This is a genomic window from Agrobacterium sp. SORGH_AS_0440 (assembly GCF_031453135.1).
GTDB classification, from domain to species: domain Bacteria; phylum Pseudomonadota; class Alphaproteobacteria; order Rhizobiales; family Rhizobiaceae; genus Agrobacterium; species Agrobacterium pusense.
Genome location: NZ_JAVIYR010000001.1, coordinates 1,077,698 through 1,098,603 on the forward strand (window position 1 = coordinate 1,077,698; position 20,906 = coordinate 1,098,603).

The 20,906-nt window shown below is 58.6% G+C and carries 16 protein-coding genes and 1 tRNA gene; 8 read left to right on the plus strand and 9 right to left on the minus strand.

The window, feature by feature from the left end; translation table 11 throughout:
* The first annotated feature begins 2 nt into the window (after positions 1-2).
* The gene (locus QE453_RS04960; protein ID WP_004437348.1) at positions 3-710 is read left to right on the plus strand and encodes a FadR/GntR family transcriptional regulator; all 708 of its coding nucleotides are present in this window, start codon (positions 3-5) and stop codon (positions 708-710) included.
* Between the two features lie 56 nt (positions 711-766).
* Here QE453_RS04960 and QE453_RS04965 read toward each other — a convergent pair whose 3' ends face one another.
* From QE453_RS04965 to QE453_RS04975, 3 genes are read right to left on the minus strand one after another with little or no spacing between them, the layout of a single operon-like run.
* Positions 767-1,894, minus strand: a complete 1,128-nt coding sequence (locus tag QE453_RS04965) for an iron-containing alcohol dehydrogenase (RefSeq protein WP_100911293.1) — start codon at positions 1,892-1,894, stop codon at positions 767-769.
* Complete coding sequence (pdxA, locus tag QE453_RS04970) at positions 1,891-2,847, minus strand: 4-hydroxythreonine-4-phosphate dehydrogenase PdxA (protein WP_125271005.1); 957 nt, start codon at positions 2,845-2,847, stop codon at positions 1,891-1,893. The genes QE453_RS04965 and pdxA overlap by 4 nt, the downstream gene beginning before the upstream one ends.
* Positions 2,844-4,040 carry an exo-alpha-sialidase gene (locus QE453_RS04975; RefSeq protein WP_125271004.1) on the minus strand — a complete coding sequence of 399 codons (1,197 nt, stop codon included), beginning with the start codon at positions 4,038-4,040 and terminating at the stop codon, positions 2,844-2,846. The genes pdxA and QE453_RS04975 overlap by 4 nt, the downstream gene beginning before the upstream one ends.
* A gap of 320 nt (positions 4,041-4,360) precedes the next feature.
* Between QE453_RS04975 and QE453_RS04980 the strand changes: the two genes are divergently transcribed.
* The 6 genes from QE453_RS04980 (at position 4,361) to QE453_RS05005 (ending at position 10,600) form a co-directional block, all read left to right on the plus strand.
* Complete coding sequence (locus QE453_RS04980; protein WP_004437354.1) at positions 4,361-5,869, plus strand: ABC transporter substrate-binding protein; 1,509 nt, start codon at positions 4,361-4,363, stop codon at positions 5,867-5,869.
* A 76-nt stretch (positions 5,870-5,945) separates the two neighbouring features.
* Positions 5,946-6,860 carry an ABC transporter permease gene (locus QE453_RS04985; protein WP_100911294.1) on the plus strand — a complete coding sequence of 305 codons (915 nt, stop codon included), beginning with the start codon at positions 5,946-5,948 and terminating at the stop codon, positions 6,858-6,860.
* Between the two features lie 15 nt (positions 6,861-6,875).
* A complete protein-coding gene (locus QE453_RS04990) occupies positions 6,876-7,799 on the plus strand; it encodes an ABC transporter permease (RefSeq protein WP_022563330.1) in 924 nt (307 codons plus the stop codon).
* Positions 7,792-9,435, plus strand: a complete 1,644-nt coding sequence (locus QE453_RS04995; protein ID WP_244455958.1) for an ABC transporter ATP-binding protein — start codon at positions 7,792-7,794, stop codon at positions 9,433-9,435. The genes QE453_RS04990 and QE453_RS04995 overlap by 8 nt, the downstream gene beginning before the upstream one ends.
* On the plus strand, positions 9,432-10,313 hold the full coding sequence (locus QE453_RS05000; protein WP_153776517.1) for a dihydrodipicolinate synthase family protein: 882 nt from the start codon (positions 9,432-9,434) through the stop codon (positions 10,311-10,313). The genes QE453_RS04995 and QE453_RS05000 overlap by 4 nt, the downstream gene beginning before the upstream one ends.
* A 197-nt stretch (positions 10,314-10,510) precedes the next feature.
* Positions 10,511-10,600 (plus strand) — tRNA-Ser (locus tag QE453_RS05005).
* A 281-nt stretch (positions 10,601-10,881) separates the two neighbouring features.
* On the opposite strand, the gene QE453_RS05010 is transcribed toward QE453_RS05005, so the two are convergent.
* The 6 genes from QE453_RS05010 to QE453_RS05035 all read right to left on the minus strand — a co-directional run bounded on the left by QE453_RS05010 (position 10,882) and on the right by QE453_RS05035 (position 18,051).
* On the minus strand, positions 10,882-11,832 hold the full coding sequence (locus tag QE453_RS05010; protein WP_309776514.1) for a DUF3387 domain-containing protein: 951 nt from the start codon (positions 11,830-11,832) through the stop codon (positions 10,882-10,884).
* Positions 11,762-12,154: a UvrB domain 3-containing protein gene (locus tag QE453_RS05015; RefSeq protein WP_309776515.1), complete on the minus strand. Its 393-nt coding sequence runs from the start codon at positions 12,152-12,154 to the stop codon at positions 11,762-11,764. Before QE453_RS05015 ends, QE453_RS05010 begins: the two co-directional genes overlap by 71 nt.
* Before the next feature lie 591 nt (positions 12,155-12,745).
* Complete coding sequence (locus QE453_RS05020; RefSeq protein ID WP_244455915.1) at positions 12,746-14,356, minus strand: ABC transporter ATP-binding protein; 1,611 nt, start codon at positions 14,354-14,356, stop codon at positions 12,746-12,748.
* 1 nt (position 14,357) lies between these two features.
* Complete coding sequence (locus QE453_RS05025; protein WP_004437370.1) at positions 14,358-15,488, minus strand: ABC transporter permease; 1,131 nt, start codon at positions 15,486-15,488, stop codon at positions 14,358-14,360.
* Positions 15,481-16,404, minus strand: coding sequence for an oligopeptide ABC transporter permease OppB (gene oppB, locus QE453_RS05030; RefSeq protein ID WP_004437372.1), 924 nt, complete (start codon positions 16,402-16,404; stop codon positions 15,481-15,483). The genes QE453_RS05025 and oppB overlap by 8 nt, the downstream gene beginning before the upstream one ends.
* Positions 16,405-16,455: 51 nt before the next feature.
* Positions 16,456-18,051, minus strand: coding sequence for a peptide ABC transporter substrate-binding protein (locus QE453_RS05035; protein ID WP_244455914.1), 1,596 nt, complete (start codon positions 18,049-18,051; stop codon positions 16,456-16,458).
* Positions 18,052-18,525: 474 nt separating this feature from the next.
* Here QE453_RS05035 and QE453_RS05040 point away from each other — a divergent pair, with 474 nt between their 5' ends.
* A complete protein-coding gene (locus tag QE453_RS05040; RefSeq protein ID WP_309776516.1) occupies positions 18,526-20,751 on the plus strand; it encodes an EAL domain-containing protein in 2,226 nt (741 codons plus the stop codon).
* Positions 20,752-20,906: the final 155 nt, after the last annotated feature.

The window sequence follows — 20,906 nt, forward strand, 5'->3', positions numbered from 1 at the left end:
AGATGGGGCTGATGAAAGAAACGGCGCGCAAGGCACTTCCGGACATTATTTTCGAAAGGATGCACCGGGCGATAAAATCCGGCGCCTACAAGCCGGATGAAAGATTGCCCACCGAACATGAACTCGCCATGGAATTCGAAGTGTCCCGGCCGGTCGTTCGCGAGGCACTACGGCGATTACGCGAGCAGGGCTTTATTTACTCCCGCAGAGGTTCCGGCAGCTATGTCCGGGCCTTCGGTTTGCGTGAACCGCTTGGCTTCGGACAGCTGGAAAACGTTGCGGACCTTCTGAATTGCTACGAATTCAGGCTGACGCTCGAGCCCGCGGCGGCCGCTGCCGCGGCATTACGGCATGACGCCGAAAGACTTGCGGCCATCAGGAAGGCGCTTGAGCTGATGCGGGATGCGACCAACCGCCAGTCCCACCGCGAGGATGCCGACTATCAGTTCCACCTTGCCATCGCGCGGGCGGCGCGGAACAGCTATTTCTCCACCGCGATGGAGGCTCTCAAGGATCATATCGCGGTCGGGATGAAATTCCACGGCATGTCCGTAAAGCGCGAGGCCTCAGGCCTGACCCGCGTTTTTGCCGAGCACGAGGCCATCGCAAAGGCGATCGCGGATGGAGATGCCGATTCAGCCCGCCAATTGATGCTGCAGCACCTGACAGGATCGCGCGACCGGCTTTTCGAGTCATCGCACGGAGATTAGGCGGCTCAAGTAAACGGCCCGAGAACCGATGCGCGGTCACGCGCATCGGTTCTGCTTCAGTAGGCGTGACGGTAAATTCCCAGCACGTCCTGCAGGGTCATGTCGACGGGGTTGTTATCCATCAACCTGCGGATGGCATGGGCATCCTCGGCATAGCGGGTCAGATCGGCCTCGGCTGCTCCGTGTTTGGCAAGCGACATTTCGATGCCGAGCGCCGCGCAGAAATCGGTTGCTGCCTTGCGCAGATCACCGGGCGAGAGATGGTCACGAAGCCCCAGCGCTCTGGCCACTTCCGCCGTCTTCGCGGAAACCGCAGGCTGATTGAAGGCCAGCACATGTGGAAAGACGATGGCGTTGGCCAGCCCGTGCGGCAGGCTGAGACGCGTGCCGAGCGGATAGGCGATGGCGTGGCCGGCCGCCGTGTTGACCGGCCCGAGGCAAATGCCGCCATAATAGGAGGCGAGCATCATGCCTTCCCGCGCTTCCGTATCCGATCCGTCGCGAACGGCGCGGGCGAGATATTTCCCGACCAGCGTGAAGCCCATGCGGGCAAAGCCGTCAATCATCGGATGGGCCTTGCGGTTGGTAAAGGCTTCGACGCAATGGGCCATGGCGTCGATGCCTGTTGCCGCAGTTACGGCCGATGGTACGGAGTAGGTGAGTTCCGGATCGAGAATAGCGAAATCCGCGATCAGATATGGGCTTTCGACGGCGATCTTGGTGCCCCTGAGGGGATCGGTGATCAGTGAGCGGATGCCTGCTTCCGAGCCGGTGCCGGCCGTGGTTGCTATCTGCACGAGGCGCGTATCGCGACGGGCGACCTTGTTAGGTCCGGCGACGTCCTCGAGCGTCTGATCTGAATTCCACAATGCGGCGACAAGCTTTGCCACATCCATCACCGAACCGCCGCCGAGGCCGATGATGAGATCGGGCCTGGCAGTGCGCGCCGCGTTGAGAGCGGCGTCCAGTGTCGCCGTATCCGGCTCACCCGGAATGGCGTCGAAGACGGCAAAGGGCCCTTGCAGTTGCAGACGTTCGGCGAATTTTGCCGTCAGCGGCGTTGCGATTACCAGTGTTGAGGCGGTTTTGCCGGCCCAGTCACCAACCTGCGTGACGGTGCCTGCGCCAACCGCGAGCCTGCGCGGCTGGTGGATAAGAATGGGAGCCGTAGACATGGTGCTCATCCCTTTCCACCCTTGCCTGCCACGAGCTTGCGCGCATAGGCGATGGCCGCATTCATGTTGCCGTGATTGGCGATGCCCTTGCCGGCTATGTCGAAGGCGGTGCCGTGATCGACGGAGGTACGGTCTATCGGCAGGTCGACGGAGACATTGACGGCGGTGTCAAAGGCGACGAGTTTGATGGGGATATGCCCCTGATCATGATATTGCGCGACGACGAGATCGAAAGCGCCTGAATAGGCGCGATGAAATACGGTATCGGCGGAAACAGGCCCCTGTACCTCGATGCCTTCGGCGCGTGCGGCCGCAACCGCCGGCGCGATCTGATCGTCGTCCTCGGTGCCGAAAAGACCGTTTTCGCCGCAATGCGGATTGATGCCCGCCACCGCGATGCGGGGTCGTTCGTAGCCGATGCGCTTCAAGTGGGCGTTGCCGGCGCGAATGGTGGCCAGCACCCGCTCCGTCGTCGCCCGGCGTATGGCCTCCTGCAGCGAGACGTGGGTCGAAACATGAATGACCTTCAGCCGCTCGGACGCGAGCAGCATATAAGCGGCCGAGGCACCTGTCAGGCTGCGCAGCATGCCGGTGTGGCCGTCATAATGATGGCCCGCAAGGTTCAACGCTTCCTTATTGATCGGCGCGGTGACGATGCAGCCGATCCGCCCTGCCTCGGCGTCCCGCACAGCCGTTTCGATGAAGCGGAATGCGGCGTCGCCGGCCACCGGTGAAAGCGTGCCCCAGGGCAAAGGCGCACCCTCAACGGGCAAGTCTGCCACGTGCGGGGCAAGATCGATATCGAGACCGAGCGCCTGCCGTGCTGCCTCCAGCGTGGCGAGGTTTCCGTAAATCCGCGTTGCGGCCTGGTCGGGAGCGGACATTTCAGCAAATGCCCGGACAGTGATCTCGGGACCAACCCCGCAAGGATCGCCCATCGTGATGCCGATAATATTGCTCATCTTTTTCTCCCGTCCGCAGTTTCGGCCCAGCCGGGCTCCAGCCGCACATATTTGATGGCGCGACGATGATAGGTGTAGCTTGCGTGCAGCGCACCGTCAGGTGTCTCCAGAAGCCATGGATAGGACATTTCCAGGTTTCGGCCATCCGTCGAATCGTTCGACAGACATGTGCCCGGCCCGTCCTCGATCAGGATACGGGTCGGAAAGCTGCGCCCGTCGTCATCGGAAAGGCAGATTGTGACGGGTGCGCGCGGCACCCCCCAGACGGGCACGCATCCGCCGCTTGGATCAGCATCCGGCCTGCCATCGTCCTCTCCGAGTTCGTCATAAAGCGAGGCGCGGCGGTCGCTCGACTGGGCGGCGTTGACGGGATTGCAAATCATTGCCAGCCGGCCGCTACCGAGCCTTGTCACGGCGATGGAAGAATTGTTGTTCGGCACATCGGTCGGATGCGGCCTTGACCATGAGCGACCGCCATCCTTGCTTTCGGTGCGGTAGACAAAATCGGCCTGGCGGCGGCGGAAAAAAGCGGAGTGTTGCCCGTCCGTTCCCGCCACCGGGCTCATATGCACGCAGCCGATCGAGTCCGGCAATTCCTGCAATGTCCATGTCTCGCCATCGTCCGTGGAAATGCCGAGCGCTGCCGTATCGTGGCTGCCGTTCCATTTCTGTCCGGGTCGCTGAACGCAACGGAAGATCGGCAACAGCCACGCTCCATCATCGCGGATGCGCAGCGGCGCGCGGATGAAACAGCCCTCGGGAAGATCGAGAAATCGTCCGTCCTCCGAAATGAGCTTCTCCGGTTCCGACCGATTACGATGGATTTTGGCCATGCGGATGCGGCACTCATCTTGATTGCCGGAGGGCTGGGCGGTGTGAAACAGCCAGAGCGCGCCATCCGGCGAAGTGAAAAAAACAGGATTCTGTTCGGAGTGGGCCGTATCATGACTGAGGCGCTGCGGCGCTCCCCAGCGTCCGGCTCCGGGCGTCAGCACGGATGCGAAGATGGAAATATCCGACTTTCCCTCGAGCGTTCCCCCGAACCATGCGCAGAGCAGCGCGCCATCGTCCAGAAGATGCAGGAAGCTCGCATGGTTCTGGATCATGGGCGATGGCAGAAAGGCTTCACGCCGTTTTTCTGACGTGACGTGGATATCTCCGGTCATGGCCTGAGCGATGTCATCAGGGGTCATCTTGATCTCCTCTTGGGCAGATGAAAATGGCATATTCGAAAAGTTGTCAAGTTTATTATGTAGAAAATATCGTGATATTCATTCGGAGTTTTATATCTAATGTGTTGATTTACAACAATAAAAATTATAAACCGAGACTGATCTGAAATCGGTAAGGAAAAATAAATTGACAAAAAATGCGATAGCGTCGATGCTTTGATGACGGGTGGAGGAGACGATCATCCGCACGCCATGCTCCCCGATGCGGGAGACGGGGCCTTCAACTGCCTCTTGCGGTCCACCGCCATGTTGCTGAATTTCTGATCTGGGAGGAGAACGGAATGAAGAAGTCATTGATTGCGGGCGCCCTTGTTTTGGGTTCCCTCAGCGCCGCCGGCTCGCCGGCGTTTGCAGCTTCGGGGCCGATCAAGATCGTGCTGGCGGAAGAAGCGGACCTGCTTGAGCCCTGCATGGCCACGCGCTCCAACATTGGCCGTATCATTATGGAAAATGTCAGTGAGACCCTGACCGAGCTTGATGTGCGCGGCAAGAACGGCGTTCAGCCGCGCCTTGCTGAAAAATGGGAGCAGAACTCGGATGGCAGCTGGCGCTTCCACCTGCGTCAGGGCGTGAAATTTTCCGACGGTACGGATTTTGACGCCAAGGATGTGAAGCACAGCTTCGAGCGCATCATGAGCGACAAGAACGCCTGCGAGTCCCGTCGCTATTTCGGCGGCATGACGGTGACGCCGACGGTTGTCGACGACCATACGATCGATTTCAAGACGGATCCGGCCCAGCCGATCCTGCCGCTGCTGATGTCGCTCGTGACCATCGTTCCCGAAGAAACCAAGATGGAATTCATCCGCGAGCCTGTCGGCACCGGGCCCTACAAGCTGACCAACTGGACTCCCGGCCAGCAGATCGTACTGACGTCGCGTGATGATTATTGGGGCAAGAAGCCGCAGGTCACGGAAGCGACCTATCTCTTTCGCGCCGATCCCTCGGTGCGGGCCGCCATGGTGCAGACTGGCGAGGCCGATCTCTCCCCCTCCATTTCACAGCTAGACGCGACAAATCCTAAGACCGATTTTTCCTATCTCGACAGTGAAACGGTCTATATGCGCCTCGATCATAATATTGCGCCTCTGAACGATGTCAGGGTGCGCCGCGCGCTCAACCTTGCCATCGACAGGCAGGCATTTCTCGGCACGCTGGTTCCCGAAGGAGCGGTCCTGGCGACGGCGCTGGTTCCGCCGACCACGCTCGGCTGGAATCCCGACGTCAAGGTCTTCCCCTATGACCCTGAGGGTGCAAAAAAGCTGCTCGAAGAGGCAAAGGCCGCCGGCGTAAAGGTGGATACACCGATCACCGTCATCGCGCGCACGGCGAATTTCCCGAACGTTACCGAGATCATGGAAGCGATCCAGCAGCAATTGCAGGAAGTCGGCTTCAAGATCGACCTGAAATTCGTGGAAGTGGCCGAGCACGAAAGCTATTATTCGAAGCCATTCAAGGAAGGCCGTGGACCGCAGATCGTCGCCGCCATGCATGACAATTCCAAGGGCGACCCGTCCTTCACGATGTTCTTCAAATATGCCACCAAGGGTACCCAGTCCGGCTTTTCTGACAAGAAGGTGGACGATCTGATCGAACGCGCCTCCGCAGCCGTGGGTGACGAGCGCGCCAAGCTCTGGTCCGAACTCATCGCCTATCTGCATGATGACGTGGTGGCGGATGTGTTGCTGTTCCACATGGTCGGTTTCTCCCGTGTCTCCGAGCGGCTGGACTTCAAGCCGACCATTGCCACCAACTCGATGCTGCAGCTTTCGGAAATCGGCATCAAATAAGGTCCCGCGTCCTGTCAATGAAGAAGCGGCGGCGCGGCGGAAGCTTCGCCGCCGCATTGAAAAACCGGAGGCAACAATGCTGAGCTTCATCCGAAAACGTTCCTTTGCGAGCCTGATCTCCCTGATCGGCCTCATCGTGATGGTTTTCTTCCTGTCCCGTCTGACGGGGGACCCTGCGGCGCTGTTTCTGCCGGTGGAAGCGTCCGAGGAATTGAAGCAGCAGTTTCGCGCCTTGCACGGTTTGAACGACCCGCTGATGGTGCAGTTTCTGCGCTATGCCGGCGATGTGATGACGGGTGATCTGGGTGAATCCCTCCGAAAGGCGCGCCCGGCGCTGGATGTGGTGCTGGAGGCTTTCGTCTGGACGCTTTGGCTTGCCGTTATCACCATGTCGCTGGTCACCACGGCGGCCATCATCATCGGCTCGCTCGCGGCGTTCCGTTCCGGCGGCTTTTTTGACCGCGTCGCTTCGAGTATCTCACTCATCGGGGCATCCGTGCCGGATTTCTGGCTGGCGATCGTTGCGATCGTGGTTTTTTCCGTCAACCTGGCCTGGCTTCCCACGTCGGGCACAGGGTCCGTGCTGCACTGGATATTGCCTGTCGCGGTTCTGTTTGTACGCCCCTTCGGCATTATCGTGCAGGTGGTGCGCGGCTCGATGATCGGCGCGCTGTCCTCGGCCTATGTCAAAACGGCGCGCGCCAAGGGTGTGAAATCGGGTCCGATCATCTTCATCCACGCCTTGCGCAATGCCATGTTGCCCGTGATCACCGTTATCGGCGATCAGGCGGCGAGCCTTCTCAACGGCGCCGTCGTGGTTGAAACCATCTTTGGTTTCCCTGGTGTCGGCAAGCTGATGATCGATTCCATCCTTCAGCGGGATTTCAATGTCGTTCTGGCCGCCATCCTCGTCACGGCGTTGGCCATCTTCCTGATGAACCTTCTGATCGATATCGCCTATGCGCTGCTCGATCCGCGCATCCGGCACTGAGGAGGTCGTCCAGCCATGAGCCTTATGAACGCCGATACTGAGATCATCGATGAACCGTCTTTCGCAACCCGCATGCTGCGCATGTTGTGGGCGGACAAGTTTGCGCTCTGCGCGGCCATCTTTCTCGTCATTGTCGTCATTCTCGCTTTTGTCGGCCCGGCCTGGCTCGGCGATCTCGCGACAAAACAGAACCTGCGCGGGCGCAACCTTGCACCGTTTGACTGGCAGCGCGAGTGGTATTTCTGGCTGGGGGCGGATGCACTCGGCCGCCCGCTTCTCGCGCGCATCGTCGCCGCCACACAAAACACGATGATGATCGCCGCCGGCGCGGTTTTTCTCTCCGCCGTCACCGGAACTGTACTCGGCCTCATCGCCGGTTTTTCCTCCAGCCGCACCGGCCAGATCATCATGCGGCTTGCGGATGTGATCATGTCCTTTCCATCGCTGCTGATTGCGGTCATCGTGCTTTATCTGCTGGGCTCCTCCATCCTCAACCTGATGCTGGTACTCGCCATCACACGGATTCCCGTTTATATCCGCACCACCCGGGCGGAGGTGCTGGAGGTGCGCGAACGGATGTTCGTGCAGGCGGCAAGGGTCATGGGCGCTTCGGGAAAACGCATCCTCTTCCGCCACATCCTGCCCGTGGTGCTGCCGACGCTGACGACCTTGGCAACGCTTGATTTCGCTTATGTCATGCTCGCGGAAAGCGCGCTGTCCTTCCTCGGCATCGGCATTCAGCCTCCGGAAATCACCTGGGGCCTGATGATTTCGCAGGGGCGGCAATATCTCACCAATGCCTGGTGGCTGTCCTTCTGGCCGGGGCTAGCCATCATTCTCACCACCCTGTCGCTCAACCTGCTGTCCAACTGGCTGCGCATCGCGCTCGACCCGGTGCAGCGCTGGCGGCTGGAAATGAAGGGCCGTAAAAATGGCTGATCATCTTCTCGAGGTGCGCAATCTTTCCGTGGAATTCCACACCGTAAGCGGTGTCGTGCATGCGGTGAAGGATGTCTCCTACCATATCGACCGAGGTGAGACGCTGGCGATCCTTGGCGAAAGCGGTTCCGGCAAGTCGGTATCCTCGTCGGCCATCATGAACCTCATCGATATGCCGCCCGGCCGCATCGGCGGTGGAGAAATATTGCTCGACGGCAAGGACCTGCTGACCATGCCGACCGAGGCGCGCCGCGAGATCAACGGCCGGCGCATCGCCATGATCTTTCAGGATCCGCTCAGCCATCTCAACCCGGTTTATACTGTTGGCTGGCAGATCCGCGAGGCAATGACCACGCATGGCATGGGCAAGGCCGAGGCAGAAGCGGAAGCGAGGCGGCTTATAGCGCGTGTGGGCATTCCCGATCCTGACAGGGCGCTGACGAAATATCCGCATGAATTTTCCGGCGGCCAGCGCCAGCGCGTGATGATCGCCATGGCGCTGGCGTTGCGCCCCGATCTTCTGATCGCCGACGAACCCACCACCGCGCTCGACGTGACGGTGCAGGCGGAAGTGCTTTCGCTGCTCAGGGAACTGCAGCGGGAAACGGGCATGGCAGTGCTCATCATTACCCATGATCTCGGCGTAGTCGCCGAAATTGCCGACCGGGTCGTGGTGATGGAGAAGGGCGTTCTGGTAGAGGCCGGCACCGTTCGCGAGGTTTACTGCAATCCGCAGCACCCCTACACCCGCAAGCTGATCAACGCCGCCCCCGGCCGGGGCGAGATGCATGAGCCGAACGCAACGGGTGAGCCATTGCTCAGCGTGCGCAATGTGCGCAAGCGTTACGGCGCCTTCGAGGCGTTGAAAGGTGTCTCTTTCGACCTGATGGCCGGAGAAACCATCGCCGTCGTCGGCGAAAGCGGTTCCGGCAAGTCGACGCTCGCCCGCATCCTGCTGCGGCTCGATGAGCCGGATGCCGGCAGCGCCGTCTGGAAGGGGCGTGACTTGTTCAGGCTGTCGCCAGCGGAGCTTTATGCGCTTCGGCGCGATCTGCAGATGGTGTTTCAGGACCCTACCCAGTCGCTCAATCCCCGCATGACGGTGTTCCAGCTGATTTCCGAAGCCTGGGTCATCCATCCGGACATAGTGCCGAGGGCGAAATGGCGCGAACGGGTTGCCGAATTGCTGCAGCAGGTCGGTCTTTCACCGGATCATATGCGCCGGTATCCGCATCAGTTTTCCGGCGGCCAGCGGCAGCGCATCGCCATTGCCCGGGCGCTGGCGCTGGAGCCGAAGCTGATCATCTGCGACGAAGCGGTTTCTGCACTCGACGTTTCGGTTCAGGCGCAGGTTATTGCGCTGCTGGACAAGCTGCGCCGCGAAATGGGCCTCTCTTTTATCTTCATCGCTCACGACCTGCCGGTGGTGCGGGATTTTGCCGATCACGTCATGGTCATGCAGCGCGGGGAGGTGGTGGAATTCGGCACCGTCCGCCAGATTTTCGAAGCGCCGGGCGAGGCTTACACGCGCGCGCTCCTTTCAGCCAGTCTCGACCCCGACCCCGATAGGGAGGCCGGACATAACGCTGCATCGCCTGTCCAGGCCACCGGAAATTCAAGCGGAGTTCTTTCATGAGCAAACAAGCCTTCGTTGCGCTCGTCACCTGTTTTAATGAAGACGAAACCATCAATTATGAGGCGACGCGTGCGCAGGTGCGCCGCCAGGTAGCCGCCGGCAACAACATCATGTGCGCCGGTACCAACGGCGATTTTACCGCGCTGACGCATGATGAAAAGATCCGGCTGACGGAGGAGGTGGTGGATGAGGTGGCCGGCCGCGCCAGGGTCATCGTGAATGCTGGCATGCCGGCCACATTCGAAACCCTGCAGCTCGCGAGATCCTTCGACCGTATTGGTGTCGACGGCATCGCCGTCATCACGCCCTTCTTCATCGCCTGTACGCAGGATGGCCTGATCCGCCATTTCTCGACGGTGGCCGACGCTGTCGACACGCCGGTCTATCTCTATGACATTCCCGCCCGCACCCAGAACCACATAGAACCGGAAACCGCCCGCAAGCTCGCCACTCACGGCAATATCGCCGGCATCAAGGATTCCGGCGGTGCACAGCAGACGCTCGAAGCCTATCTTCGGGTGGCGAAGGATGTGCCCGGCTTCGAGGTCTATTCCGGCCCGGACCATCTCGTTCTGTGGTCGCTGCAGAACGGTGCGGCAGGCTGCATTTCCGGTCTCGGCAACGCACTTCCGGACGTCCTCGCCGGCATTCTTGATGCTTTCAACGCCGGCGACATCGCCGAAGCCGAACGCCAGCAGGCCATTTATGCGGCTTTCCGCACCGATCTTTATGCCCTCGGTTTCGCGCCGGCCATGGTAAAACGTTCGCTTTATCTCCAGAACCCTTCCGTCGGCGCCAGCCGACAGCCGGCGCTCCTGCCGGATCCTGATCAGGATGACCGGATCATGGACATCCTCCGGCGCTATCAGCGCCAGTAGACCTGATCGATCAATCACACCCGCCTGGCAAAATCCGAGGCGTGTCATCAGTAACTATCGGCAAAAACAATCAAACTCCAACCCCATTCCGTGAGCTCGTTCAAGACGAATAATTTGTGACGCAAACGCGAAATTCCGCTTGTCAGCCCGGCCATTGATGTTTAAGAGGAGCGCGCAACGCAAGCGTTCGCGCATGCGGAGAGGTGGCAGAGTGGTCGAATGCACCGCACTCGAAATGCGGCATACCTGCAAGGGTATCGTGGGTTCGAATCCCACCCTCTCCGCCATTGATGCAAAAAAGCGTAATTTTATCAATGCGTCGTAATTAATTTGCGCCTTCGCCCCACAAAATGACCCACATAATTGTTGTGTGAGGATCATCATCGTTGGCTTGGCTGTTAGATAAGTGTCGCGAACGTCGCACCGTGGGTAAAGTCTTCGTGCCTAGGCCCCGAAAAAGTTCGCTTCGCTCTTGGTTGACCAAAGAGTGCAGTGGCGTTTTCTTCAGCCTCGACTTATCTCATGCAAAAGTAGCTCTGCCTGTGCGAGCACCATTTGTATGGCCTCCTTATTCCAGATCTGGCGGATATCCAAACTTCTTGAGGATGCGTTTCACTAGGATGCGCATCCTGGCGCGGGCACTTGCCTTGTGTTGCCAATCAACGGTGACTGAGCCCCGCATGTTCTCGACCAGTTCGTGGGCGATCACACGCAACTGTTCGCTACCCATGACCTCGACGGCCGTCTCATTGCCAGCAAGCGCGTCATAAAAGGCGATCTCCTCCGGAGAGAGACCAAGCTCATCACCACGTGCGGTCGCCGTTTGGATCTCCTTCGCCAGCGCGATCAGTTCCTGAATCATTTCGACCGTCGAAATCGCATTGGCATGATACCGGGCCACCGCCTCCTCAAGGCGTCGAGAGAAGGTCTTGGACTGAACGACGTTGGTTTTGGACTGGCTCTTGATCTCCCCGTTCAGAAGCTTCTTCAGAGCTTCCAGCGCGAGGTTCTTCTTTTCCATCTTCTGGACGTCCATCAGGAACTGGTCAGAGAGAACAGAGATGTCGGGCGACTGCAGCCCCGCAGCCTTCAGGATGTCTACGATCTCGGCGTTGGCTACGGCCTGGTTGAGAAGCTGCTCCACCGCCATTGATTTGGCCTTGTCGGACATCTTGCCGGTAGCCGTGGTTTTCACCAGAGCGGCGCGAACGGCCTGGAAGAAGCACACCTCATCACGAATTTCCGTTGCCGCATCGCTGGCGGAGGCAAGGGCATAGGCCTTGCTCAGCTCCAAAACCGCATCCTGATATCGGCGATGCGCCTGCTTCTTGACCTCTGGGCTTTCGACTTTTGCTGCTTCCGCCTGCTGCCACTTCAAGATCCAGTCGATGCCGTCTGCCAGCGCCTTCAGCCGCTCGATAGGCTTGCCCGTGACACCCAGGCTGTAGTCATGCCCGGTGAACATGCCCCGGACGATCTCGTATTTCTCCAGGAGGACGGCCGACGGCTTCCTCTTCATCAATCCCTGTCTTGTCTCGATCGGATTGGGAATACTGCGCGAGCGCCTTCTTCAGGTTGGTGGCGATGCCGATGTAATCGACCACGAGGCCGTCTGGCTTCTCCTCGAAGACACGGTTGACGCGGCCAATCGCCTGGATCAACCCGTGACCGCGCATCGGCTTGTCGATATACATCGTGTGCATGCATGGCGCATCGAACCCCGTCAGCCACATGTCGCGGACGATGACCAGTTTCAGCGGATCCTCGACCTTTCGCGCCCGCTTGGCGAGATCGTCGCGGCCGGACATTGCCTTGGCGACCCTCGCCGTCCGGATGCACATCGACTGTCATGTCTGCTAACACGATAGATCAATCCGGTGCTTGGGTGAAGCCAGTTTATGTCAAGCAACGTACTTGCGATCGATCCTCGAGTGAGGAGGACGATCGCCTCTGGTCGGTCGAGTGGCGTTCAACGGCTCATGAGGGCGGAAGTTTGCATGGTCCGATTGCCGGTCTTTCCTGGCGTTTCCACGTCATCGAACATTCGAAGAGCGAGTAAACAAATGACGACCAGCGACAGGCGGGTAATAACAGGGCTCCTGTGCTCCTAAGGAATGACGCGTGGTCGTCAGCTCGCACGTCCGCAATGGCGAGGCGCCCTGAGGTTTTTGCGAAACAGCACCCTCGATAGTGCCCGGCGTTCAATACCGGTTGCAATGACGCGCGCAACGAGCGCATCGACCTCTCAACGGTCGGCAGGCTCTGACAAGTCGCGAGCCTCACAATCGAGCGACTAAGGAGGTGCTAACCCCGATATGTTGCACTGTGCCACCCGCGCCGGACGTCATAGCCTGATGAGCACCTGCCAAAAGCAACTGGTTTCGCACAGGCGGGACTACGGCGCTGCGGTCTGCGTGCGCTCCTTTTTTTATCTACGGCACGACGGCGGGCGAAAAAGCTGATTTGATAAGTGTTCTAGTGTACTCAGCCGAAGGCCGGTTGAAGATGGCGTTTGTCTCTCCCTCCTCAACAATCTTTCCGTTTCTCATGACGATGACGTAATCTGAAATGGCCTTGATGACGGACAGGTCGTGGCTGATGAAGATGTAGGAAAGGCTGTGGGCCTTCTGTAGATCACGCAGGAGGTCGATAACCTGGCCCTGAACGGACCGGTCCAGCGCCGACGTGGGTTCGTCAAGAATGATGACCTCTGGTTTGAGAATAATGGCGCGGGCAATGGCGATACGTTGGCGTTGCCCCCCGGAAAATTCGTGGGGGTAGCGGTTGCGGGCGGCGGGATCGAGGCCCACCTCCTTCAGCGCCTCGATTGCGCGCCTGTCCCGTTCCGCACGGTTGAGGTCCTGGTCGTGCACGAAGAGCCCCTCGGTGATGATCTCGCCTACTGTCTGTCGCGGCGAAAGCGAACCATAGGGGTCCTGGAACACGAGCTGGAGATGCCGCCGTAGCGGCCGCATGGCCTTTCGATCAAGCCCGGTGATTTCCTGTTTTCCGAAAAAAATCCGGCCATCGGCCTGGATCAGGCGCAGCAGAGCGCGACCGAGCGTGGATTTGCCTGACCCGGATTCACCAACAATGCCAATCGTCTGTCCCTGATGAAGATTGACGTTCACGCCATCAACGGCCCGGAACTTGCTCGATTTCGACAGGAAGCCGCCCGGAATTGTGTAATCGATCGTTACGTTCTGGCCGGAAAGCACGATCGGAGCCTCTCGGCTGACTGCAGGCTTGTTCCCTCGGGGCTCGGCATCGAGAAGCATCCGGGTATAATCCGCCTTCGGGCGCTCGAAGATATCCTCCGTTGTCCCAGCCTCCACGATTTCCCCCCGGCGCATGACCGCGACGCGATCGGCAAAGTGGCGGACGACGCCGAGATCATGCGTGATCAGCACGATGGCCATCCCGAAGCGTTGCTGCAGCGACTTCAAAAGATCAAGGATCTGGGCCTGGATCGTAACGTCGAGGGCGGTGGTCGGCTCATCCGCAATCAGGATGTCCGGCTCGTTCGCGAGCGCCATGGCGATCATGACGCGCTGGCGCTGACCACCGGAAAGCTCGTGAGGATAGCTGTCTATACGCCGCTCGGGCTCCGGAATTCCGACGAGCCTCAGCAGTTCGAGAACGCGTGCGCGCGCCTCCTTTTTACTGCCACCGCGGTGGTGAATGATCGGCTCAGCAATCTGCGCACCGATCCGGTAGAGAGGATCGAGCGAGGTCATCGGCTCCTGGAAGATCATGGTGACTTTCGCGCCACGGATTTTGTTCAGCTCGCCGACAGGCAGTCCAAGAAGTTCCCTTCCGCGATATTTCGCCGAGCCGCTGATCTCACCGTTGGAGGCAAGCAATCCCATGATGCCCATCATCGTCTGGCTTTTGCCCGAGCCGGACTCCCCGACGACTGCGAGCGTTTCACCCTGTTTAACGTCAAGGTCGATGCCCTTGACGGCATGGACAGTGCCATCCGGCGTGGTGAAATCGACCTTGAGGTCGCGAACGGAAAGAATGGTGTCAGTTGTCGTCTTCATGTCAACGATCCTTGGGATCGAGTGCATCACGCAACCCATCGCCGACGAAATTCAGCGAAAACAGGGTCAGCACGAAAAAGATCGCCGGGAATATCAGAAGCCACGGGGCGGACTGGATATTGTTGGCACCTTCGGAAATCAGCGCTCCCCAGCTTGTCAACGGCGCCTGAACGCCGAGACCGAGGAAGGACAGGAAGCTTTCCAGAAGAATGACTTTGGGCACGACGACCGTCACGAAAACGACAACGGGCCCGATCGTATTGGGGATGATATGACGGCGGATAATCTGCCAGTCGCTTAGTCCCAGAGCCTGCGCCGCACTGACAAATTCCCGTCGTTTCAAGGCGAGTGTCTGGCCACGCACGATGCGCGCCATGTCCAGCCATTCCACCGCGCCGATGACGAGGAAGATCAGGATGAAGCTGCGGCCAAAAAAGACGACCAGAACCACAACCAGGAAGACGAAGGGGAGTGAATAGAGGATTTCGACGAAGCGCATCATCACGTTGTCGACGCGCCCGCCGATATAGCCCGCTGTTGCACCGTAGACCACGCCGATTCCCAGGGAAACGAGGCTCGCCAGGACACCGACCGCAATCGAAATCTGACCGCCAAGCATGACGCGCGCAAGCATGTCGCGGCCGTTGGAATCTGTACCGAAGAAAAAGTATTCGCGGTTGACGTCGCCTTCCAGCTTCAGCGTGCGTCCGTCGTCTTCGGTCGCAGTCACCTTGGTATTTTTGAATTCATTGGCACGGTCGAAGTAGCGTGTTGCGCGCGGATCGATTGCGCTGCTGGAGGTGATGGTCGCCGTGAAAGTCTGGCCTTCAACGGCAAATTCCTTCAGCTCGACGCGGGCCCGGCTCGCAACACCCTCCATCACGTCCTGAAGGTTATTCACATCCGGGCGTGGCTCGAGACTGGGTGCCACCGAGACATAGGAGGAAAACACCTGATCATAGGTATGTGCCAGGAAATGAGGCCCGACAAACGAGAACAGAGTGATAAGGAGCAACATGACGGAACCCGCCATGGCTGCCTTGTTGCGTCTGAAACGCAGGACTGCCAGCTGGAACAGGCTGCGGCTTTTGATTTGTTGCGAATGAGGGTTAGTGCCGGGGCTATCAGTCATGTCTGACCCTCGGATCAAGAAGGCCGTAGAGAATATCGACGACTAAATTGAACAGGATGACGAAAATGGCGACGAGAACAACGGTGCCCATCACCAGCGTATAGTCACGATTGATGGCGCCGAGAACGAAGTAGCGGCCGACACCGGGAATGGTGAAGATCGTTTCGATGACTGCCGAGCCAGTCAAAAGCGCGGCGGCGCAGGGAGCGAGATAGGAAACGACCGGCAGCATTGCCGCGCGCATGGCGTGGAAAACGACGACGCTGCGCGCTGGAAGGCCATAGGCCTTGGCCGTGCGGATGTGGTCCATTCGCAGTGCCTCGATCATGGCACCGCGCGTCAGCCGGGCAATGACCGCAAGCTGCGGCAGCGCAAGTGCGATCATCGGAAGAATGAGGTAGCGTAGCGACCCGTCACCCCAGCTGCCTGCCGGAAGAAGCCCGAGCAGCACGGCAAATACAAGCGTGAGAACAGGGGCCACGACGAAGTTCGGGACGGTGACGCCCACTGTCGAGATTGACATGATCGAGAAATCGAAAGCGCTGTTTTGCCTGAGTGCTGCGAGCGTGCCGGCGAGCACGCCGCCCACCAGAGCCAGCAATAGAGCATAACAACCCAGTTCGAGCGAATAGGGCAGGCCCTTGCCGATCAGCTGCGCGACGGTGTTGTCCTTATAGATGTAGCTTGGGCCAAAATCGCCAGTGACGGCATTGCCGAGATAGATGAGATACTGGCGCCATAGTGGCTCATCCAGATGATAGGTTCTCATCAGATTTTCCATGGTCTGCGGCGGGAGGGGGCGTTCGAGATTGAACGGACCACCGGGCGCAAAACGCATCAGGAAAAACGAGATCGTGACGACGATAAACAACGTCGGCACGGCGCTCGCCAAACGGCGCAGAATAAACGAGATCATTTTTTTGGGCTCCGGCATGGCACGGTGGCGGGGCCACCGTGCCAGTGCTGCTTATTCGGAAACGCTCAGGAAGCGGCTGAGGTGTTGATTGGCAGCGTTGTCCACCCAACCCTTGACGCGGTTGGACACCAGCCAAAGATCGGCCTGTGTCAGAAGCGGCGCTACCGGCTGTTCCTTCATGAGGATCGTTTCGGCCTCGTGCAGCAGCTTGGAGCGAGCTGCCGGATCCTTTTCCTCATAGGACTTCTTCAGCAATGCATCATACTCGGCGTTGTTGAACTTCGAGTAATTGAAGGTCTTGTTGGACGAGATGGAGAGCGCAAGGAAGTTTTCCGCATCCGCATAGTCAGCGACCCAGCCAGCACGCGCCACATTGAACTTGCCGCCTTCCTGGAGGTAGCCGTAGTGCGAGGCAACGTCGAGGTTCACGAGGGAGACCTTGGCGCCGAAGGTGTTTTTCCACATGTCGGCAATCGCGGTCGCAACGCGTTCGTGGTTGGGGTTGGTATTGTACCGGATTTCGATGGATAAAGACTTGCCACCTTCACCGTAACCGGCCTCCTTCATGAGCTTTAGAGCTTCGTCTTCGCGATCAAGCTGCGACAGGGTTGCAAAGTCGGCCTTGGCGGGCTCACCGTAGGAATCCATGCCGGGTGGAACCATCGAATAGGCCGGAACCTGCGAGCCGCTGTAGATTTCCTTGGCGAGGAAGTCGCGGTCGACAGCCATGGATAGCGCCCGGCGCACGCGGACGTCGTCATATGGCGCTTCGCGCGTATCGAAGGTGTAGTAGTAGGTCGCGAGCGTCGGTGAAACGTGCACCTGGTCGCCATAGGATTTGCGCAGACGGTCGATCTGGTCAGCTGAAAAATTGTAGGCGAGGTCCATTTCCTTCGCCTCGAAACGGCGAACGGAGGCGGCCTGGTCGTCAACCGGGTAGAAGATCACCTTGTCGATCTTGGTATTGGCAGCGTCCCAGAAATTGGTGTTCTTGACCACAGTGAGGCTGTCGTTCGGAACATGAGCTTCGAGTTTGTAGGCGCCGTTCGACACCATCACGCCCGGTTTTACGAAATCCGCGCCGTTCTTTTCGTAACTCGCCTTGGAAATGGGCAGAGCCGTTTGATGGGCGAGCAGTTCAAGGAAGAACGGCGTCGGCCGCTCGAGCGTGATCTCCAGGGTCTTGTCATCCACCGCCTTGACGCCAAGCTGGTCAACAGGCGTTTCGCCCTTGTTGATCTTTTCGGCGTTCTTGATCGGGTAGAGAATATTGGCGTATTTCGCTGCGCTCTTCGGGTCTTCGACGCGCATATAAGAGAAGACAAAATCTTCCGCCGTCACGGGTGTACCGTCCGACCACTTCGCATCGGCGCGCAGTTTGAACGTGTAAACGGTACCATCGTCAGACAGCGTCCAGCTTTCGGCCGTGCCCGGAATGATCTTGCCGGTCGCGTCATAGATGGTCAGACCTTCATAGAGATCCTTGACGATGAAGGCCTCGATGTTGATGGAGGTCTGTGCCTGATCGAGCGTCTGTGGTTCGCCGGCATTACCGCGGTGTAACACTGTTTCTGCAAGCGCAGAGCTCGCCCCCAAGAGAAGCGCAGCCATCACCACCGCGACCCGAGACCTAGCATTTATCGACATTTTTTCTTTCCCCGTGACTATTGAGCCGACAAATATGGCCAAATCGCCAGGAAGCGCAACCGAGACGAAATCATCAGGTAAAATTGCCACTGCAGAGCCAGGGGTAGGAGAAGCGGATGCAGCGCGTGCCCGAACTTACAAATACCGTCGCCCAAATCTTCTGTTATTTTGGTGCCTCATCGCGTCTGGCAACTCTGCAGTCGGGCTGAGGCGCCGGCAAGGCAAGAGGTTGCCATCAGCCAAGTTGGAAGCGGACCGGCACCGGGTGTTACTCCTGCGGGATGAAAATACCAGCGTTACAACCATGTCGATGGAGAGATTGCCAAGTCGCTCCGTGGCAGCGCAATCCCTCTTTCGAAACCGTTTTGTGCGGCACCGTACGAAAGCGATTTCGACCGGACTTAACCATGTTGGTTCCAGCCGCTTTAAGTTTCGTTCACGTAGTCTGGACGAAACACAGGCGGATATGAAACGATGCAAACCCTTCTGCAGTCGAAATGGTTTTGGAGATTTAGCCTGCCCGTCATGGCGTCGTTCGCCATTTGCGGGCTGCTTCTCTTGTCACTCTATTTTGCGGCGATCGCAAGCGACGGTATCGCAGTTGCAAGGCAGCGTGACGTGGTCGCCCTGACGGTATCGAAACTGAAGTCATCGATTGCTCATGATCAGGAAAGCGCCACTGTCTGGGATGACGCCGTCACGAACTCCCTTGCCCGTAATCCAGACTGGATGGAAACCAATCTCGGCGTATGGATGAATACCTATTTCGGACACGATGCAGCAATCGTGCTGACAGCGGACCTTAATCCGATCTACCAATTTCTTGTCGATCACAATGACGCGTCCACCGCCGATGGTTTGCGGACCGCCTATCTCCCGTTAGCGACGAAGCTGAAGGAACGCCTTATCGCAGGCGATCAGGACGGAACGAGTAGCAAGGTGCTCTCCATAGGAGAAGCCGACATCGTCTACGTTGGCTCACGTCCGGCGATCGTAAGCATAAAACCGATCGTTTCCGACACGGGTGATATCGAGCAGCAACCGGGGCGAGAAAATCTGCATGTTGCGGTCCGATTTCTGGACGGAGATCTCGCAGCAACGGTGGGTCAGGAATACCAGTTCGAAAATCTTCGATTTGCCCTTCATCAGCCAACGGACCCGCGTTTTTCTTATCTTGCGTTGCATTCAACATCCGGACAGGTCGTTGGCTACTTCGAATGGCAGCCGTTCAGGCCCGGCCAGCAAGTCCTTGAAGCTACCATTCCCGCGATCGCATTTGCTTTTTTTGCCATATTCAGTGCAGCGAGCGTCGGCGGAAACGCCCTCTGGAGACGCTCGAACCGATTGAAGGCGAACCAGGAGCAGTTGCAGTATCAGGCGGCACACGACATTCTAACCGGCCTTGCCAATCGATCGGAATTCAATGCGAGAGTTGCGACCGCCGCGCAAAATGCGAGGGAAGACGAGGCACATGCCGTGCTGTTCATCGATCTCGACAGGTTCAAGGAGGTGAACGATTCACTTGGACATCCTGCAGGCGATAGATTGATATCACTTGTCGGGGCGCGGCTCACGAGCCTTTTGCCCGACAGTCTTGTTGCGCGGATCGGTGGTGATGAATTTACCGTCCTTGTCACATCGAACGATTTGCTAAAGCCCGAGCATGTTGCAAAAGCCATTGTGGACGACCTTCGATTGCCTTTCGAGATCGAGGAGACGCAAGTCACAATTGGTGCCAGCGTCGGAGTGGCCGTAAAGAACGGCGCCTTTGATGCAAACGAGGCGATACGTCAGGCCGACATCGCACTGTATCACGCCAAAGCAGCTGGCAGGAATACTTACGCAATATTCGGCGAGCACATGGACGAGTTGCTTCGCAAGAGAAGGGCTATGGAAGCTGACCTGCGGAAGGCGGTCAACGGCCGCGCGGAGATAGAGATATTCTATCAGCCAGTCTTCTCAGCACGGGACGGGATGCTCTGTTCCCTCGAGGCGCTGGCCCGATGGAACCACCCCACACTTGGATACGTAAGCCCCGGCGAGTTTATTCCGCTGGCCGAAGAGTGCGGTTTGATCCACGAAATCGGAGCCATTGTGCTAGAAGACGCCTGTTCCATGCTGGCGCACTTTCCCGACATCGACATCGCGCTCAACGCCTCCTTGCTGGAACTGTGTTCGCCGGCCTATCCGCTGAACGTGATTGCTGCGCTCGAAAAATGGAAGGTTTCGGCTAACCGCCTGGAAATCGAGATAACGGAAAGCGCAGCTACCGGAGAGGACGGCCGATCGGAACGGACCATTGCGGCCCTGCGCGCAGCCGGAGTAAGATTTGCGATTGATGATTTCGGAACAGGATATTCGTCATTCTCGCGGGTTCAAAAGATTGAGGTGGATCGCATCAAGATTGACAGATCATTCATCGAGGAAATCCACAGAAGCGACAACAGGGCCCTCGTCACTGCCATGATCAATGTCGCGCGGGCCAAGGGGTTGAAGATTACGGCTGAGGGTGTTGAGACAACGGAGCAGCGCGATGCTCTGGAGAGCCTCGGTTGCCATCATCTGCAGGGCTTTCTACTCGCACGGCCCTTGTCGCCGAATGCTGCTCGCGCGCTGCTCTCGGCCCCTGATCCCCTCTCGACGCTGCCCGGTCACGCGGGTTTCTGGCCTGACAGACAGTCGTATAACGTAAGCCGCTGATCAACCGTCGTAATTCGCGGCGTCGCAAGAGCTCGTGACACGCCTGCAAATCCTCGCCGCTCACTCCGCGGCGGGCGGAGCCAGGCACGACCTGCTTTTGGCGAAATGCTTCGTTCGTCTCAACACCAATGGGATGCAAGCCTTCCAAGCTCGTC

Coding starts and splice junctions, on each gene's coding strand:
- QE453_RS04960 (WP_004437348.1), top strand. CDS start 3: ATGGGGCTGATGAAAGAAACGGCGCGCAAGGCACTTCCGGACATTATT.
- QE453_RS04965 (WP_100911293.1), bottom strand. CDS start 1,894: ATGAGCACCATGTCTACGGCTCCCATTCTTATCCACCAGCCGCGCAGG.
- pdxA (WP_125271005.1), bottom strand. CDS start 2,847: ATGAGCAATATTATCGGCATCACGATGGGCGATCCTTGCGGGGTTGGT.
- QE453_RS04975 (WP_125271004.1), bottom strand. CDS start 4,040: ATGACCCCTGATGACATCGCTCAGGCCATGACCGGAGATATCCACGTC.
- QE453_RS04980 (WP_004437354.1), top strand. CDS start 4,361: ATGAAGAAGTCATTGATTGCGGGCGCCCTTGTTTTGGGTTCCCTCAGC.
- QE453_RS04985 (WP_100911294.1), top strand. CDS start 5,946: ATGCTGAGCTTCATCCGAAAACGTTCCTTTGCGAGCCTGATCTCCCTG.
- QE453_RS04990 (WP_022563330.1), top strand. CDS start 6,876: ATGAGCCTTATGAACGCCGATACTGAGATCATCGATGAACCGTCTTTC.
- QE453_RS04995 (WP_244455958.1), top strand. CDS start 7,792: ATGGCTGATCATCTTCTCGAGGTGCGCAATCTTTCCGTGGAATTCCAC.
- QE453_RS05000 (WP_153776517.1), top strand. CDS start 9,432: ATGAGCAAACAAGCCTTCGTTGCGCTCGTCACCTGTTTTAATGAAGAC.
- QE453_RS05010 (WP_309776514.1), bottom strand. CDS start 11,832: ATGAAGAGGAAGCCGTCGGCCGTCCTCCTGGAGAAATACGAGATCGTC.
- QE453_RS05015 (WP_309776515.1), bottom strand. CDS start 12,154: ATGTGCATCCGGACGGCGAGGGTCGCCAAGGCAATGTCCGGCCGCGAC.
- QE453_RS05020 (WP_244455915.1), bottom strand. CDS start 14,356: ATGAAGACGACAACTGACACCATTCTTTCCGTTCGCGACCTCAAGGTC.
- QE453_RS05025 (WP_004437370.1), bottom strand. CDS start 15,488: ATGACTGATAGCCCCGGCACTAACCCTCATTCGCAACAAATCAAAAGC.
- oppB (WP_004437372.1), bottom strand. CDS start 16,404: ATGATCTCGTTTATTCTGCGCCGTTTGGCGAGCGCCGTGCCGACGTTG.
- QE453_RS05035 (WP_244455914.1), bottom strand. CDS start 18,051: ATGTCGATAAATGCTAGGTCTCGGGTCGCGGTGGTGATGGCTGCGCTT.
- QE453_RS05040 (WP_309776516.1), top strand. CDS start 18,526: ATGCAAACCCTTCTGCAGTCGAAATGGTTTTGGAGATTTAGCCTGCCC.